This is a genomic window from Sulfurospirillum sp. hDNRA2, from assembly GCF_024206095.2.
Taxonomy (GTDB): Bacteria; Campylobacterota; Campylobacteria; order Campylobacterales; family Sulfurospirillaceae; genus Sulfurospirillum.
Genome location: NZ_CP159800.1, coordinates 2,232,288 through 2,247,710, shown reverse-complemented (window position 1 = coordinate 2,247,710; position 15,423 = coordinate 2,232,288). Strand labels below are relative to the sequence as shown.

At 45.4% G+C, this 15,423-nt stretch carries 14 protein-coding genes; 13 read left to right on the top strand and 1 reads right to left on the bottom strand.

Features of this window, described 5'->3' with window-relative positions; all coding sequences use genetic code 11:
• Nucleotides 1-50: 50 nt before the first annotated feature.
• The 5 genes from NL930_RS11050 to NL930_RS11030 all read left to right on the top strand — a co-directional run bounded on the left by NL930_RS11050 (nucleotide 51) and on the right by NL930_RS11030 (nucleotide 5,316).
• A complete protein-coding gene (locus NL930_RS11050; protein WP_254376709.1) occupies nucleotides 51-326 on the top strand; it encodes a DUF2798 domain-containing protein in 276 nt (91 codons plus the stop codon).
• Nucleotides 327-516: 190 nt separating this feature from the next.
• Nucleotides 517-1,284, top strand: coding sequence for a helix-turn-helix domain-containing protein (locus NL930_RS11045; RefSeq protein ID WP_254376708.1), 768 nt, complete (start codon nucleotides 517-519; stop codon nucleotides 1,282-1,284).
• 18 nt (nucleotides 1,285-1,302) lie between these two features.
• Nucleotides 1,303-1,698, top strand: coding sequence for a hypothetical protein (locus NL930_RS11040; RefSeq protein ID WP_254376707.1), 396 nt, complete (start codon nucleotides 1,303-1,305; stop codon nucleotides 1,696-1,698).
• 42 nt (nucleotides 1,699-1,740) lie between these two features.
• Nucleotides 1,741-2,367: a LysE family translocator gene (locus NL930_RS11035; RefSeq protein WP_041962876.1), complete on the top strand. Its 627-nt coding sequence runs from the start codon at nucleotides 1,741-1,743 to the stop codon at nucleotides 2,365-2,367.
• Nucleotides 2,368-2,466: 99 nt separating this feature from the next.
• Nucleotides 2,467-5,316, top strand: coding sequence for a transporter substrate-binding domain-containing protein (locus NL930_RS11030; protein WP_254376706.1), 2,850 nt, complete (start codon nucleotides 2,467-2,469; stop codon nucleotides 5,314-5,316).
• 3 nt (nucleotides 5,317-5,319) lie between these two features.
• Here NL930_RS11030 and NL930_RS11025 read toward each other — a convergent pair whose 3' ends face one another.
• Nucleotides 5,320-6,507, bottom strand: a complete 1,188-nt coding sequence (locus tag NL930_RS11025; RefSeq protein ID WP_254376705.1) for a sugar transporter — start codon at nucleotides 6,505-6,507, stop codon at nucleotides 5,320-5,322.
• An 88-nt stretch (nucleotides 6,508-6,595) separates the two neighbouring features.
• Between NL930_RS11025 and NL930_RS11020 the strand changes: the two genes are divergently transcribed.
• The 8 genes from NL930_RS11020 (at nucleotide 6,596) to NL930_RS10985 (ending at nucleotide 15,302) form a co-directional block, all read left to right on the top strand.
• Entirely contained in the window at nucleotides 6,596-6,994 is a 399-nt protein-coding gene (locus NL930_RS11020; protein ID WP_254376704.1) for a YchJ family protein, read from the top strand.
• Complete coding sequence (locus tag NL930_RS11015; protein ID WP_254376703.1) at nucleotides 6,995-7,651, top strand: Crp/Fnr family transcriptional regulator; 657 nt, start codon at nucleotides 6,995-6,997, stop codon at nucleotides 7,649-7,651.
• Between the two features lie 190 nt (nucleotides 7,652-7,841).
• Nucleotides 7,842-8,270, top strand: coding sequence for an Hsp20/alpha crystallin family protein (locus NL930_RS11010; RefSeq protein WP_254376702.1), 429 nt, complete (start codon nucleotides 7,842-7,844; stop codon nucleotides 8,268-8,270).
• Nucleotides 8,271-8,386: 116 nt separating this feature from the next.
• Nucleotides 8,387-10,678, top strand: a complete 2,292-nt coding sequence (locus tag NL930_RS11005; RefSeq protein ID WP_254376701.1) for a CHASE domain-containing protein — start codon at nucleotides 8,387-8,389, stop codon at nucleotides 10,676-10,678.
• Between the two features lie 123 nt (nucleotides 10,679-10,801).
• Nucleotides 10,802-11,620 (top strand): prolipoprotein diacylglyceryl transferase, encoded by an 819-nt coding sequence (gene lgt / locus NL930_RS11000; RefSeq protein ID WP_041962871.1) that lies wholly within the window; start codon nucleotides 10,802-10,804, stop codon nucleotides 11,618-11,620.
• Nucleotides 11,621-11,809: 189 nt separating this feature from the next.
• Complete coding sequence (locus tag NL930_RS10995; protein WP_039672181.1) at nucleotides 11,810-12,592, top strand: fumarate reductase cytochrome b subunit; 783 nt, start codon at nucleotides 11,810-11,812, stop codon at nucleotides 12,590-12,592.
• Nucleotides 12,593-12,594: 2 nt separating this feature from the next.
• Nucleotides 12,595-14,580: a fumarate reductase flavoprotein subunit gene (locus tag NL930_RS10990; protein WP_039672182.1), complete on the top strand. Its 1,986-nt coding sequence runs from the start codon at nucleotides 12,595-12,597 to the stop codon at nucleotides 14,578-14,580.
• The gene (locus tag NL930_RS10985; protein WP_039672183.1) at nucleotides 14,577-15,302 is read left to right on the top strand and encodes a fumarate reductase iron-sulfur subunit; all 726 of its coding nucleotides are present in this window, start codon (nucleotides 14,577-14,579) and stop codon (nucleotides 15,300-15,302) included. Before NL930_RS10990 ends, NL930_RS10985 begins: the two co-directional genes overlap by 4 nt.
• The last annotated feature ends 121 nt before the right edge of the window (nucleotides 15,303-15,423 follow it).

The window sequence follows — 15,423 nt, the reverse complement described above, 5'->3', positions numbered from 1 at the left end:
TCATAACATGAAGAGCGCCTTGATAGCCGGTTATTTGCAAAGGATGCTTTATGAGTCACTCTTCTCATACATCTCCCACCATTGTTTTCGGTATACCAAAACTTCCCGCTAAATACAGCGGAATCGTTATGCCGTTTTTCCTCTCCGTTTTAATGACGATGCTCGTTTCGTTCATCAGCACGATAAGGGTTTCAGGGTTGAACTATTCGTTTATCAATCTTTGGATGAGTTCTTGGGCGATTTCATGGTTGATTGCTTTTCCGACACTGTTGCTTATTTTGCCTATTGTGAAAAAAATAACGACTGTTTTCGTCAGACACGCGTAAAAGAAAAAGTATCTAGCCGCATAACGGTTAGGTACTTTTTGAAGTCTCCAAACCGGTCAATCTTGACCTCTTTTTTGCATTAAACTATAATTATCTGCATGTGCAGATTTCTTAAAGTGTATTTTCCATCGGAAAAATCATGCCATGTAGCGTCTAATCTTGTTACATGTAAACACAAAAGGTCATTGATTTGCAGTTTTTGAAGACTCAAAAATACCAACCTTCTTTTACTCTCCAATCTTATATCGATACGTACTGGAGCTTTCAAAACGTTTCGTCCAAAAGTATTTTAATGCCTATTGTGCCGGATGGATGCATGGATCTTGTCTGTCAAAAGCGGCAATGGATGCTTGTCGGAGCGATGAGCGAGAGTAAAATTATGCCGATTGAAGCGGGCGATGATGCGTTTGGAATTCGTTTTCGTCCTTCCGTTTTACCTCAACTGTTACACATCGAAGCCCATACTTTGACCGATCGTATCGTCCCTTTAGCGGAAGTGTCTCCATCGTTGCACTATCAGCTTGATCGTTACGAGTCGGATGAGGCTCAAAAAGTCATTCTCCTTGACGCGCTTTTTGAATCTTTATGCAAAACGACGGTATTTCATCAACCGATACTCGACCTCGTTGATCACATCACATTGTATCAAGGCGTTCGAACGATGCGCGATTTGGAACATTTCACACAGCTTGGAAGTCGCCAAATTGAGCGGCTTTTCAAGCATTACATCGGGTATACGCCGAAAAAATTTTGCACTATTCTGCGCTTTTTTACGGTGTTTAAAGAGGTGATCAAAAACGATATTTCCAATTTTTCCGCGATTGCGTATGAATTTGGCTATTGTGACCAATCTCACTTCAATAAAGAGTTCAAAAAATTCTCACAGTTTTTTCCCACGCATGAGATTATGTCGGTTTTTTACAAGACAAAAGCGTCGTTTCACCCTACAATACGGTAAAAAATTAAGGTCGATACGATGAATATAAAACTTTTGTTAGCAGGGCTTTTGGCACTGGTAACGACGCTGATTCACGTCATTGCAGGCGGGGCGGATGTCGCTTCGGTATTGCTCGCGACGCCGATGGATGAAGAAGCGAAGCTCGTTTTGTATGCCCTATGGCATATGGTTTCGGTAACGCTAGGGTTTTCGGCATTGATTTTCATACGAAGTTCTTATGCCTGTACGAAAGAGCTGCTTGTAACCGTGAAGTGCATTGCTTTTTTGTGGTGCTCTTTCGGCGGTATCTTTTTAGCCGTGATAGCAATGCAAACATCAAGCGGTTGGTGGTTTAAATTACCGCAATGGATATTGCTTTTACCGGTTGGATTGCTTGGATTTTGGGGAAGTTCACACTATAATAGTACGCGATAAACTCTTCAAAACAGAGCACCCTGAAGCAACGCAAGGAGAACGATGTTCGGAACACACGATCTTTGGCTTTTTGTCGTCTCCGGTTTACTGCTCAATATGACGCCCGGAGCCGATACGTTTTATATTCTTTCACACGCTTCGTCACGAGGCTTTAAAGGCGGTTTGGCGGCGGCTTTGGGAATTTCGACGGGATGTATGGTGCATATCGTGGCGGCAAGCGTCGGCTTATCGGCCCTTCTCGTTGCTTCCGCAACGGCGTTTACGGTCGTGAAGGTCATCGGTGCGTTGTACCTTTTGTATTTAGGCTTTAAGATGATCTTTCAAAGTGCCTCTCTCGTTTCGTCGCAACGTGCGCGATTTGTCTCGTTTCAAACGATTTTTTGGCAAGGGTGTTTAACCAACGCGCTCAACCCCAAAGTCGCACTTTTTTTCTTAGCATTTTTACCTCAGTTTGTGGATCAACAAGCGCAATACCACTCCTTAAGCATGCTCTTTTTAGGTGTCGTCTTTAACGTGAACGGAACGTTATGGAATATTTTGATCGCATGGAGTGCAACGCTTGCACTGCAAAAACTAACGTCGGATCATTTCGCAATTCGATGGTTTCATAAAACCGTCGGAGTTCTCTTTCTCTTTTTAGGGTTGAAACTATTGCTTGATGAGCATTAAAAACGTTACATGTAAGGCTAAATGTTTCGGCATAACGCATTTGTAGAAAATTTTTAGTATACTAAGCCCCGAAACACTCTTGTCTTGATAGGGCGTGCCATGAAAGTGATCGTCTCCCTTTTTTTTATAACGGCGTACTTTCTTGGATGGTTGCATGCCGCAACGGTTGAGATAAGTCCACAAGAGCAAGCATGGTTGGATAAAACCAAAACCCTTCACGTTCGCATCACGAAAGACCTTCCGCCCTATCAATTTATGCACGAAAATGAATATGTAGGCATCAGCGTCGAGTACATCAAATTTTTTGCTTCTATGTTCAATCTCAAAATCGAATACGAAACCGAGGGCAGTTGGGCGGAAGCGTTGGAGCGTGTGAAAACGCATGACGGTATCGACGTCATTTTACGGTTGACGCCTAATTCCCAACTCCACCAAACGATGCTTTTTAGCAAAGCCTATTGTGCTTTTCCTTTCTCGCTTTTAACGTCCAAAACCTTTCCTTCCGAAATCTTCTTTAACGGGAGTATGCGTAAAATCGCCGTGGTTCCTAACTACGTGATTAACGAGAAGCTCAAACACGATTTTCCGCATTTTACCTACATCACTTATGCCAATTCTCTTGAAGCGATGAGGGCGGTCAACGAGCATAACGTCGACGGTTTTATCGGCGATATTGCGATTATGAGCATGTTTGTTAAAAATTATCGTCTGGATAACGTCAAGATTTCCAATCTCACGCGCTACGCCACCGAAGAGCAGTCTGTTGCGACGGCAAAGGATTGGCCTGAATTTATCTCGCTTTTTAATAAGATGTTGGATGCCATGCCGCAAGATTTACATGTAAAGATCAAGCGCAAATACCTTCCGCTGGTTCACGAAAAAACTTCGCCTGCAAACACGCAAAGCGTTGAGCTTAGCGAACATGAAAAAATGTATATCGCAACGCATCCAAGCATCAGCGTGACCAACGAGCTGGGATGGTATCCGTACGATTTTAACGAAGAGGGGGAGGCGAAAGGTTTTTCGGTGGATTATTTGAAACTTTTAGGCAAGAAAGTAGGCTTACATTTCAATTTTATCAGCGGTACGTGGCCTGTCGTGTATGAAAAGTTTCAAAACAAAGAGATTCAGATGGCGCAACCGCTCATTCCCTCCGCGGAGCGACGTCACCATTTTCGTTTCAGCGATAAATTTATCACGATGGACTTAGCCCTCATCACCCAAACCAAGCGTCACGACATCAGCACGATGGAAACGCTCAAAGGTAAAACGGTCGGTGCGGGCAAAGGGTGGCCGACGACGCAATACCTCAAAGAGGAGTATCCCGAGCTCAACGTTGTGGAGTATGAAACCGCCAAAGAGATGCTCGAAGCGATCGCATACGGATTGATCGACGCCGGAGTCGACGATGCGTTTACGGCGCATTATATCATCGAAAAAGAGATGCTCACCAACTTACATGTCGCTTTTAAAGTCGCGCTCAAAAATTTGGAAGATAGCAACCTTTACATCGTGATGCAACCCGAAGACGAAATCCTACAAGGGATTATCAACAAAGCCTTGCACAGCGTCACGCCCGATGAACTAGACGCGCTGAAATCCAAGTGGTCGAAAAGCATTATGTCCAAAGAGTTGAGATTGGCTTTTTCCTTAGACGAGCAGATATACCTTGCGCAAAAAAACCGTATTCGTATGTGTATCAATCCCGATCAAATGCCTTTGGAGATGAACCAAAACGGGAAGCACGTGGGCATCATTGCCGATTATATCGCCCTTATGGAGACGTTTTTAGGCGTTCCGATCGATTTGATACCGACGCGCACGTGGGCGGAATCGCTTCTTAAAGCCAAAGAGCGTCAGTGCGACATTTTATCGCTTTCCATCGCGACGCCCGAACGTAAGGCATATCTCAATTTTACCCATCCGTACATGCAAATACCGCTTGTGTTGGTTTCGGGGGAAGACAAAGTGTTTTACGCAGACATGAACGCGCTTGCGGGCAAATCCATCGGTATAACCAAAGGGTATGCGTACGGCGATATTTTGAGGGTTCATTATCCGAATCTTCAATTTGTCGATACCCCAAGCGACGAAGAGGGACTCAAGCAAGTGGCGCAAAAGAAGCTTTTCGGGTTTATCGGGACGTTACCGACGATGGCGTATCAGATTCAAAAAGACTATTTCGGTTCGTTAAAAATCATTAGCAAACTGGATGAAAGAATAGACCTGAGCATCGCGACGCGAAACGATGAACCGCTTTTGCTCTCGTTATTTGAAAAAGCGATCGATTCGATCGATGCGACCCAAAAACAAACCGTTTTAAACAAATGGATTTCGGTCAACGTCGAGGGGCATATGGACTATACGTATGTTTATATGATTTCGGCGTTCATCGGTTTTATTGTTTTTATCGTACTGATCAGGCAGTATCAACTCCATCAATACAACGCTAAATTGGAAATCCTCTCCAACACCGACAAGCTTACGGGTATTCATAATCGTTTGAAGCTGGATGATATTTTGGAGCAGGAAAAAAAGCTGTTCGATCGCTATCAATCACCGCTTTCGATTGTTTTATTCGATTTGGATTATTTTAAAAACGTGAACGACAATTACGGGCATAAACGAGGCGATGAGGTACTCAAAAGCATCGCCGCAATCGTGATGCGTGCGAAACGCGAAAGCGATGTGTTCGGACGTTGGGGCGGCGAAGAGTTCTTGCTCATTTGCCGCAACACGGACAAAAACGGGGCTAAAACTTTGGCGGAAAAATTGCGCGAAAGCATTGCCGCGTACAGGTTTCCCGAAGTAGTTTCGATTACGGCGAGTTTCGGGGTAGCGCAATTTGAAAAATACGATAGTATCGTTAAAGTTTTCGACAAAGCCGACAAAGCCCTCTATGAAGCCAAAGCGCAAGGGCGAAACCGCGTCGTTGCATTTGACATGTAAGATTTAACGTCTCTCTACAAGATACCGCTTCCAAAGCCAAACCGCCAACGCCAGCGCAAAGCTTCCAAACAGTGCGCCGACGAAGCCGACGTATGCCATAGAACTGTGCGAAATGACCAGACTGCCTACAAACGCACCTCCACCGATACCGATGTTGTAAATGCCCGAGTACATCGACATCGCCACGTCGGTCGCGTCGGGGGAAAGTTCCAAGACGCTGATTTGTAAAATGAGATTGACCAAACAAACCGCAATGCCCCATAGGACACACAAGACGCTCAAACTAAGAGGGTAGAATCCAAGCGGTAAGAGCAGTAAAAGTACGCCGATCAGCATGCTTAAAGCAAAGACGATCAGGCGAAACGGATGGCGTTGTTTGAACTTGGCAAAGATCACGCTTCCTAAAAGTCCGGACGTTCCGAAGATAAAAAGTGCGGTCGTGGCAAACGTCTCTCCCAAGAGCGAGACTTGTTGCACGAAAGGCTCGATATAGGTGTACGCGGTAAAATGTGCGGTAATCGTGACAATCGTGAGCAGGTAAATGCCCAGCAACGCCGGACGCTTCCATAACAACGGCAGGCTTTTAAGCGATCCGGCGTTGACGCTTGGAAGCAAAGGCAGAAGCTTGACGAGAAAGAAAAGCATGAGGGTCGATAATGCGGCGATACATCCGAACGTAAAACGCCATCCCAACGCTTGCCCGATAATACGCCCGATCGGCAATCCCAACACCACCGCCAAAGCACTTCCCGTCGCCAAGATGCTGAGTGCGCGCGTGGTTTGACCTTTGGGTGCTAAGCGATAGGTCAACGAAGCGGTAATCGACCAAAAAATCGCATGGGCAAACGCGATGGCAACGCGTGAGACCATCAAGATCGTATAGCTCCACGCAACGCTTGAGAGCAGATGTGCGCCGATAAAAAATACCAAAAGCATCAGCAAAAGTTTTTTGCGTTCGACCGACTGGGTTAAGAGCATTAAGGGCAACGACACGGTCGCAACGATCCACGCGTAAACGCTCATCATCAGCCCCGCTTGCGCTTCGCTCATACGAAAATCGCGGGCGATGTCGGATAAAAGACTGATGGGCGCAAATTCGGTGGTGTTGAAAATAAACGCGCAAATCGTTAAACAAAAAACGGGAAACCACGGGCGAAGCGAGGTATAAAACGGGAGCAATGCAACTTTCATAACGCGAAGTGTAACCAAAACACGTACAAAAGAAGTTGAAAGAAGGTTTGCTATAATAAGCGTTGAATTTCACTCAAAAAGACGTCTCATGAAAAAAGCCGATTTGTGCCCTTGCGGTAGCCAAAAACCGTACGAAGCGTGTTGCGAACGTTACCATAAAGCAGGTAATGCGCCGACATGTGAAGCATTAATGCGTTCGCGTTTTAGTGCGTTTGTCTTCGGTTTGGCGGATTATTTGGTGCAAACGACGCATCCACATTCGCGTGACAAACATCTCAAAGAAGAGATTATCGCTACATGTAAGCGTATCGCATGGGTGAACGTAGAGGTTCTAAGCGTATGGCAAGGCGGCGTCAACGACAAAGTCGGCAAAGTTTCGTTTCGCGCAACGTACGTTCATGAGGGTAAAGAGGGTTTACATGTCGAACATTCGCGCTTCAAACGCTACGGCAAAGCGTGGATGTACTTAGACGGAGAGGTCGCATAAATGTACGCGCTTGAGGTCATTCAACAAGAACTTCATGAGGATATTTCACGCTTCGGGCGAGTGAGCTTTGTCAAAAAAGGCGAGGTGTTGATGCGTCCGGAAGAGTGTTTGGAGCACTTTTTCGTTATTTTGGAAGGGCGCGTGAAAGTCTCTCAAATTAACTTTGAAAACGGTAAAGAACAGATTTTGTACTTGCTGAGCAAAGGCGACATGTACGACGTCGTCAGTTTGTTGGACGGCAAGCTTCACGAAAACGTCGCTATGGCATTGGACGAAGTTAAAGTGCTTGTTTTCCCCATCGAACTGTTTCGCGAATGGATCGAAACGAAACCTTCGTTCAACAAACTGTTTCTCCCTTATGTTGCCAAACAGTTGCGCGACGTCGAAAATTTGGCAAGCGAACTCTCCCTCTACGATACGACGACGCGCTTGATGAAGCTGATCGCGCGGAACATCGAAGAGCACGAGGGAAAACAGACGCTCAAACTCATCAACAACCTTTCGCACGAAGAGCTTGCGAGTTTGATCGGCACGGTGCGCAAAGTGCTCAACCGAAACCTTCAATCGCTCAAAAAACAAGGATTGATTGACGTGAAGCGCAAAGAAATTTTCATCAAAGACTCCCAAAACCTGCTCGAACACCTTCCTGAGGAATAAACGTCATACAAACCACGTGCTACCCTCTCAAGAGGCAAGCCATTTAGTGCTACAGCGGCTTAGCGTAGGCTTTTGGGCTTTGCCTAAAAGCCGTGATGAAAAAAGGGTTTTTGTGCTACTTAAGTGGCAGACATCCTTGATAGGTTTGGGCTAAACTTCTCTCATCAAAAAACAATACAAGGAGTTAGCCATGTTAGTGACACGATTCAATCCGTTTAGAGAACTTAAAGAGCTTGAGAACAAGTTGTTCGGCTACTATCCTGATCAGTCGGACGAGAACGGTATCTCCGCGTTTAAGCCGAGTGTGAGCACGCGTGAGGGCGAATTCGCGTATCACGTCGAAGTTGATCTTCCCGGCGTTAAAAAAGAAGATATTCACATCGACTTGAAAGAAAATCAGTTGATTATTTCAGGAGAGAGAAGCTTCAAAGAGGAGCGCAAAGAAAAAGACTACTATAAAGTCGAAAGTTCCTACGGTAAATTCCAAAGAAGTTTCGCGCTTCCCGATAACGTCGATGTCGAAAATATTGAGGCAAGCAGTGAAAACGGCGTACTAGAAGTTGTACTTCCCAAACTCAAAGTCGAGAAAGCCGAAGTCAAAAAAATCGAAGTCAAATAAGCTTCTGAATCTTCTTCAAGGCAAGGGTTTTCCTTGCCTTCTTTCCCTTGATTCCTTACTTTTCTCTCTTTTTCGCTACAATCTTTGTGTGGATTCTACCATGAGGATTTGAAGCGGTGAAACGTCTTTTGCACAAAATTTTATGGCCCTTACTTATCTTTATGATCGGCGTTTTCGTCTCTGCCTTCGTCGCATGGAAGAGCGAAGAGTGGATCGAGCAAACGGAGAAAACCCGTTTTACCAACGCTTCCAACCAAGTCATTTTACTGATCGAAAAAGCGCTTGATTCGAACGTGCAATTGCTTCAAAGCGCGGTTGCGTTTATGAACGCATCTTCGAACGTAACGCGTCTGGAGTGGAAACATTTTGCCGATCAACACCATGTCGAACAAAATTTTCCGGGACTTCATGCCCTAGGCTACGCGCCGCTTGTCAGAGCACACGATCGTCCCGAGCACGAGCGTGAATTGTGGAATGAGGGTTTTCCCTATTATACGATTTTTCCGCAAGAAGAAGCCGGCGAAATCGCTTTTCCAATTACCTATTTGGAGCCTTTTACCGAACACAACCAAAAAGGACTAGGATACGACCTCATGAGCGAAAAGGTTCGTAAAGAGGCGATTTTTCATGCGATTTCACGTGCGGAAACGACGCTTTCGTCGAAAATTGATTTGGTTCAAGAAAAGAACGACGATCAAAAACCCGGTTTTATTATTTTGCATCCGGTCTACACTCATACGGCACTTCCGTTATCCGATGCGCAACGGTTGGCGCAAACCAAGGGGATCGTTTTTGTAGCGGTTAAAGCACAAACGCTCTTTCAAACGCTCTTGGAAGCTAACTATATTATGGTGGATTTTGAAATCTACGACGGCGATACGCCGGTGCTTCAAAAGAGGCTTTACGACTCAAAACCCGCTTTAACGATGCCAAAATTCGAACGTTACATTGTATTGGAACTTTACGGTAAAAAATGGACGCTTTATTTTAAATCCGATCAAGTGCTCGATATCGGTTTAGGACGCTACCTTCCGGCGGTTCAGATGAGTTTGGGCGTGCTTTTGTTTGCTCTTTTAAGCGCATGGATTTATACGTTACAGCACACGCGCGAAAAAGCGTATCGTATCGCCGAGGAAAAAACACATCGACTGTTGGAGTCCGAAGCGGAAATCCGCTCGATTTTTCAAGCAATGAGCGAAGGCGTGATGGTATTTGACGCACAAGGTAATTTGATTGAGTGCAATCTTGCTTCGCAAGAGATGTTTAACCTCTCTTTGAGCGATATGCTCAAGTCTCCGCCCACAAATCTCAATGTGTGTCATGAAGACGGAAGAGCGTTTTTAAAAGAAGAACGTCCCGTTTACAGAGTTTTGGCGACCAAGCAAGCGTGTTACAACGTCATGATGGGGCATCGACGGGAAGGGGGCGAAATCTTATGGTTATTGATGAACGCGCAACCGATTTTTAAAGCCGATTTTGAAACGATCGAAAAAGTGGTTCTAACCTGTAGCGATATGAGCGAGTATCGAAAATCGAGAAGGGAAATCGAGCGCTATTTAAATATTATCGACACGTACGTTATGATCTCTAGCACCGATACGCAAGGGGTGATTACCGAAGCAAGCGACGCATTTTGTAAAATTTCGGGCTACGAAAAAGAAGAGTTGATAACCAAGACGCACCACCTCTTAAGGCATCCGGACGTTCCGCTTTCGTTTTACGAGGCGATGTGGAAAACGCTACAAACGGGTACTTCATGGCACGGAGAGATTAAAAATCAACGTAAAGACGGCTCGACGTATTGGGTCGATACGATCATTACGCCGCGCTACGACGATGCGGACCGTTTGATCGGCTATATGGCAATTCGTAACGACATTACCGATAAAAAGCGTATCGAGGAACTTTCGGTAACCGATCAATTGACGGGATTGTACAATCGTTTGAAACTCGATGAACTGTTCGCATTGTATCTGAGCTTGGCAAAACGACACCGCTCGGCGTTTTCGATTGCGCTTTTAGACATCGATAAATTTAAATCAATCAACGATACTTACGGTCATCAAGTCGGCGACATCGTATTGCAAGAGCTCTCTTCGGTATTAAAAAGCCGTATTCGTAAAGAAGACGCGCTCGGACGATGGGGCGGCGAAGAGTTTTTGATTTTGCTACCCCAATGCGATCTTGCGGCGGCGTACGCTTTGGCGGAGAAATTACGCGCTTTGGTCGAGAGCCATGCCTTCAGCCGCATCGGAAGCAAAACGGTCAGTTTCGGCGTGGCGACGTTTCATATCGGCGATGATGAAAAAAGTATGGTCGCGCGAGCGGACGAAGCGTTGTACCGTGCAAAAGCGCACGGGCGCAATCGCGTAGAATGTGAAGTTTATACGCAAGATATCTCGTTCTAAACACTTTCTTAACCAAGAAAAGGTAAACTTTTCTTTTCATTTGACCGACGGCGTCGGCAAACTTTAGCATGCCGTAGGCTACGGTAAAAAGTCTACATGTCAAGATTGATTATAAGGAAAATAATGCCGTTTTGGAATCATATTTACGCTCATTTTGATCCGGTCGCTTTTAAATTAGGCCCCGTTGCCGTACATTGGTATGGATTGATGTACATGTTAGCCCTTTTAGGAGCGCTTTATGCCGCAAAGTTTTTTGTCAAAAAAGATGCGCTCGGTTTTTCGAATCAAATTTTGGAAAGTTATTTTATTTGGATCGAAATCGGGATCGTTTTAGGCGCACGCATCGGGTATATTTTGTTTTACGATCCGCATTTGGACTATTATTTGGCACATCCGTGGCAGATGTTTAACCCTTTTATGGACGGAACGTTCGTCGGTATTCGCGGTATGAGCTATCACGGCGCGATTGTAGGATTTTTACTGGGAACGTGGTTTTTCTACCTCAAATACAAAGTAAATATCTGGCGACTTTTGGACCTTGTCGCTTTAAGCGTACCCGTGGGGTATATTTTCGGGCGTATCGGAAACTTTTTAAATCAAGAGCTTTTCGGCCGCGTAACCGACGTACCGTGGGGCATTTACGTAGATGGCGTTTTGCGTCATCCTTCTCAGTTGTACGAAGCGTTATTGGAAGGATTGGCGGTTTTTCTCTTGCTTTACATGTACCGTTCGTCTAAAAAATTCGACGGTGAATTGATTGCGCTGTACGGTCTTTTTTACTCTTTAGCGCGCTTTACGGCGGAGTTTTGGCGTGAACCCGATTTCCAAATCGGCTTTGTGTACGGAGGGTGGATGAGTAAAGGTCAAGCCCTTTCACTCGTAATGGCGGTTGCATCGCTCGTTTTATACGGGGTGATTAAAAGGCGGACAAAGAGGGGATAAAAAATCCCTTTTAAATCCCCTTGGCTATATTATAATTTCGTAAACCGAGTTCTTAATTGACGAAAAAAAGTACAAAGTAATCGAGGCTATTTCGTTGAAAGCGTTCGAAACGACGTGATTAAGTACATCCGAATGCGCAAACAATGCGCCTTCGGATGTGTTTATTAAACTTCACAAAAAGGATGAGATGTGAGTGACCTACTTGAAGGTTTTCTAGGTACCAGCGTAGAAGGGAAAAAGAGTAGAGTTCCGGCAAAACTTGATTATATTCAAAGTGCGACCGGCCTCTTCTTAGGTTTGTTTATGTGGGGACATATGTTCTTTGTTTCAACGATTTTAATTAGCAAAGACTTTATGTACACCATAACCAAAATGTTTGAAGGCAGTATGTTCTTAAGCGAACCGCAACCTTGGATCGTTTCAGGAATCGTATTGTTCGTTTTCGCCGTATTTATCGTCCACGCGATGCTCGGAATGCGAAAATTACCTATTACGTTTCGACAATACCAAGCCTATAAAACCCATATGGGCATGATGAAACACGACGATACGACGATGTGGTTTACGCAAGCATTTACCGGTTTTGCGATGTTTTTTATGGGATCGGCGCACCTTTTGATGATGGCGGCACAATCCGATAAAATCGGACCGTTCGGATCGTCAGAGCGTATGTACGGCGATTTTATGTGGCCGTTTTACCTTCTTCTTCTTTTAGCCGTAGAGTTCCACGGCGGCATCGGTTTGTATCGCCTCTGTGTTAAATGGGGTTGGTTCGAAGGTGCTAACGCAAAAGAGTCTCGAAAGAACCTCAAAAAAGCAAAATGGGCCGTTACGGCGTTCTTCTTGGCGTTAGGACTCTTAACATTGGCCGCATACGTCAAATACGGGTACGAATATAGCCACGGTTTGGTCGATAAATATAAACCTACGGCACAAGTTGAAGTAAGATTTGATGAGAAGGTTAGGGCGTAAAAATGAACGTAAAATATTGTGATGCACTGGTCATCGGTGGCGGTTTAGCAGGTTTAAGAGCGGCGATTGCGACGCAATCCAAAGGTTTGAGTACAACGGTTTTAAGTTTATGTCCGGTAAAACGTTCGCACTCTGCGGCGGCACAAGGCGGTATGCAAGCAAGTCTTGGTAACTCAAAAATGAGTCGCGGTGACAACGAAGACGTTCACTTTGCCGATACCGTTAAAGGTAGCGACTGGGGATGCGATCAAGAAGTTGCCCGTATGTTCGTAACGGTTGCGCCTAAAGCGATCCGTGAACTTGCCGGCTGGGGCGTGCCTTGGACGAGAATTGCCAAAGGTCCAAGAGAAGCGATCATCAACGCGGAGAGAACGACGATCGTTGAAGACGACGAAGTACACGGTTACATTCATTCTCGCGACTTCGGCGGTACGAAAAAATGGAGAACCTGTTATACGGCGGATGCAACAGGTCATACCATGCTTTTCGGCGTTGCGAATGAAGCTTTAAAACATAACGTCAACATCGAAGATCGAAAAGAAGCGATTGCGTTGATTCATGAAAACAACCGTTGTTACGGTGCGATCGTAAGAGACCTTGTAACAGGCGAGCTTTGGGCTTACGTTGCTAAAGGAACACTCATCGCAACGGGCGGTTACGGAAGACTTTACAAACAAACGACCAATGCGGTTATCTGTGACGGTATCGGTGCGGCGATTGCGCTTGAGACGGGCGTTGCACAGCTCGGTAATATGGAAGCGGTACAATTTCACCCGACTCCGATCGTTCCATCCGGTATTCTTTTAACGGAAGGTTGTCGAGGAGACGGCGGTATTTTACGCGACGTTGACGGTCATCGTTTTATGCCGGACTACGAACCTGAGAAAAAAGAACTCGCCAGTCGTGACGTCGTAAGCCGTCGTATGATGGAACACATTCGTAAAGGCAAAGGCGTTAAATCTCCCTATGGCGAGCACTTGTGGCTTGATATCTCTATTCTCGGTCGTGCTCACATCGAGCGTAACCTAAGAGACGTACAAGAAATTTGCCAAATTTTTAACGGCATCGATCCTGCGGATGAGGGTCCAAAAGGTTGGGCACCGGTTCTTCCGATGCAACACTACTCTATGGGCGGTATCAGAACCAAACCGACCGGCGAGTCTCCGACCCTTAAAGGTCTATTCTCTGCTGGTGAAGCGGCATGCTGGGATATGCACGGATTTAACCGTTTGGGAGGTAACTCCGTCAGCGAAACCGTTGTTGCGGGTATGATCGTGGGCGATTATTTTGCGGATTTTTGTTTGGCAAACGAAGTAGACGTCAATACGGCAACTATTGAAAAAGCATTAAAAAAACAATCCGATTTCATCAACCACTTGTTAACCAACAAAGGTAAATACAACATTTTTGAAATCAAAAACAGAATGCGCGACATTATGTGGGAAAAAGTAGCGATTTTCCGTGACGGTAAAGGTCTTGCCGAAGCCGTAAACGAGCTTGAAGAGCTACTCAAAAAATCACACGACGTTACCGTTAAATCCAAAACAACCTCCGCCAATCCGGAGCTTGAAGAAGCGTATCGCGTACCGATGATGCTTAAACTGGCTCTTTGCGTCGCCATGGGTGCGCGCGAGAGAACGGAAAGCCGTGGTGCGCATTACCGAGAAGACTTCTTGAAACGTGATGATGCCAACTGGTTGAAACGTACCCTTACGTCATGGAAAGAGGGCGCGACCCTTCCAACCGTAAGCTATGAAGATTTAGACATTATGAAAATGGAAATCCCGCCGGCGTTCCGCGGATACGGCGCAAAAGGTATGATTATCGAAAACGAACTCAGCCTTAAACGCCAAGAAGAAGTGGATAAAATCCGAGAAGAGATGGAGGCCGCAGGCAAAGATCGACACGAAATTCAAGACGCGTTGATGCCATTTGAACTTCAACCTTACTATAAAGCTAAAAATGAGAGATTTGGAGATGCAAAATGAGTAGAACTATTACCATCAGGGCTATGAAATATAACCCGCAATCAAAACTTTCAAAGGCGCATTTTGCAGAGTACAAGCTGGAAGAAACCGATGGTATGACTTTGTTTATCGCCTTAACAAAGATTCGTGAAACGTTGGATGCCGACTTATCGTTTGACTTCGTATGCCGTGCCGGTATTTGCGGTAGCTGCGGTATGATGGTTAACGGTAAACCCGCACTTGCATGTCGTACGTTGACGAAAAACTTTCCTGAAGGTGTAATTCAATTAATGCCGATGCCGGCGTTTAAATTGATTAAAGACCTTTCCGTCGATACGGGTAACTGGATGAACGGTATGAGTAAACGCGTCGAGAGTTGGATTCACACCAACCATAAACCAGACATCGCAAAACTCGAAGCACCGATGGATCCGAAACTTGCCGACGAAACGTTCGAATTGGATCGTTGTATCGAATGCGGTATCTGCGTTGCGGCGTGCGGTACGAAATTGATGCGTCCTAACTTTATCGGTGCGGTCGGCATTAACCGAGTCGCCCGTTTCGCGATGGATCCGCACGATGAGCGAACGGATGAAGATTATTACGAGCTTATCGGCGACGATGACGGAATTTTCGGATGTATGAGTTTAGTCGCATGTGAAGACAACTGCCCTAAACACTTACCGCTTCAATCTAAAATTGCGTATATGAGACGAAAACTCGTCGCACTTCGCGATAAATAGTCGACTTCCGAAAAGGACGAAGCACTTGCTTCGTCCTTTGTTTAATCTTTTCCGTTAACTCCGTATTTTGGTTTTTATTATAATAAAAGCTGATATAATCAAAAAAACATTTAAAGATAGA

What these genes read in the sequence shown, in the direction of transcription:
- NL930_RS11050 (WP_254376709.1), top strand. Translation starts at nt 51, where the DNA reads ATGAGTCACTCTTCTCATACATCTCCCACCATTGTTTTCGGTATACCA.
- NL930_RS11040 (WP_254376707.1), top strand. Translation starts at nt 1,303, where the DNA reads ATGAATATAAAACTTTTGTTAGCAGGGCTTTTGGCACTGGTAACGACG.
- NL930_RS11035 (WP_041962876.1), top strand. Translation starts at nt 1,741, where the DNA reads ATGTTCGGAACACACGATCTTTGGCTTTTTGTCGTCTCCGGTTTACTG.
- NL930_RS11030 (WP_254376706.1), top strand. Translation starts at nt 2,467, where the DNA reads ATGAAAGTGATCGTCTCCCTTTTTTTTATAACGGCGTACTTTCTTGGA.
- NL930_RS11025 (WP_254376705.1), bottom strand. Translation starts at nt 6,507, where the DNA reads ATGAAAGTTGCATTGCTCCCGTTTTATACCTCGCTTCGCCCGTGGTTT.
- NL930_RS11020 (WP_254376704.1), top strand. Translation starts at nt 6,596, where the DNA reads ATGAAAAAAGCCGATTTGTGCCCTTGCGGTAGCCAAAAACCGTACGAA.
- NL930_RS11015 (WP_254376703.1), top strand. Translation starts at nt 6,995, where the DNA reads ATGTACGCGCTTGAGGTCATTCAACAAGAACTTCATGAGGATATTTCA.
- NL930_RS11010 (WP_254376702.1), top strand. Translation starts at nt 7,842, where the DNA reads ATGTTAGTGACACGATTCAATCCGTTTAGAGAACTTAAAGAGCTTGAG.
- lgt (WP_041962871.1), top strand. Translation starts at nt 10,802, where the DNA reads ATGCCGTTTTGGAATCATATTTACGCTCATTTTGATCCGGTCGCTTTT.
- NL930_RS10990 (WP_039672182.1), top strand. Translation starts at nt 12,595, where the DNA reads ATGAACGTAAAATATTGTGATGCACTGGTCATCGGTGGCGGTTTAGCA.
- NL930_RS10985 (WP_039672183.1), top strand. Translation starts at nt 14,577, where the DNA reads ATGAGTAGAACTATTACCATCAGGGCTATGAAATATAACCCGCAATCA.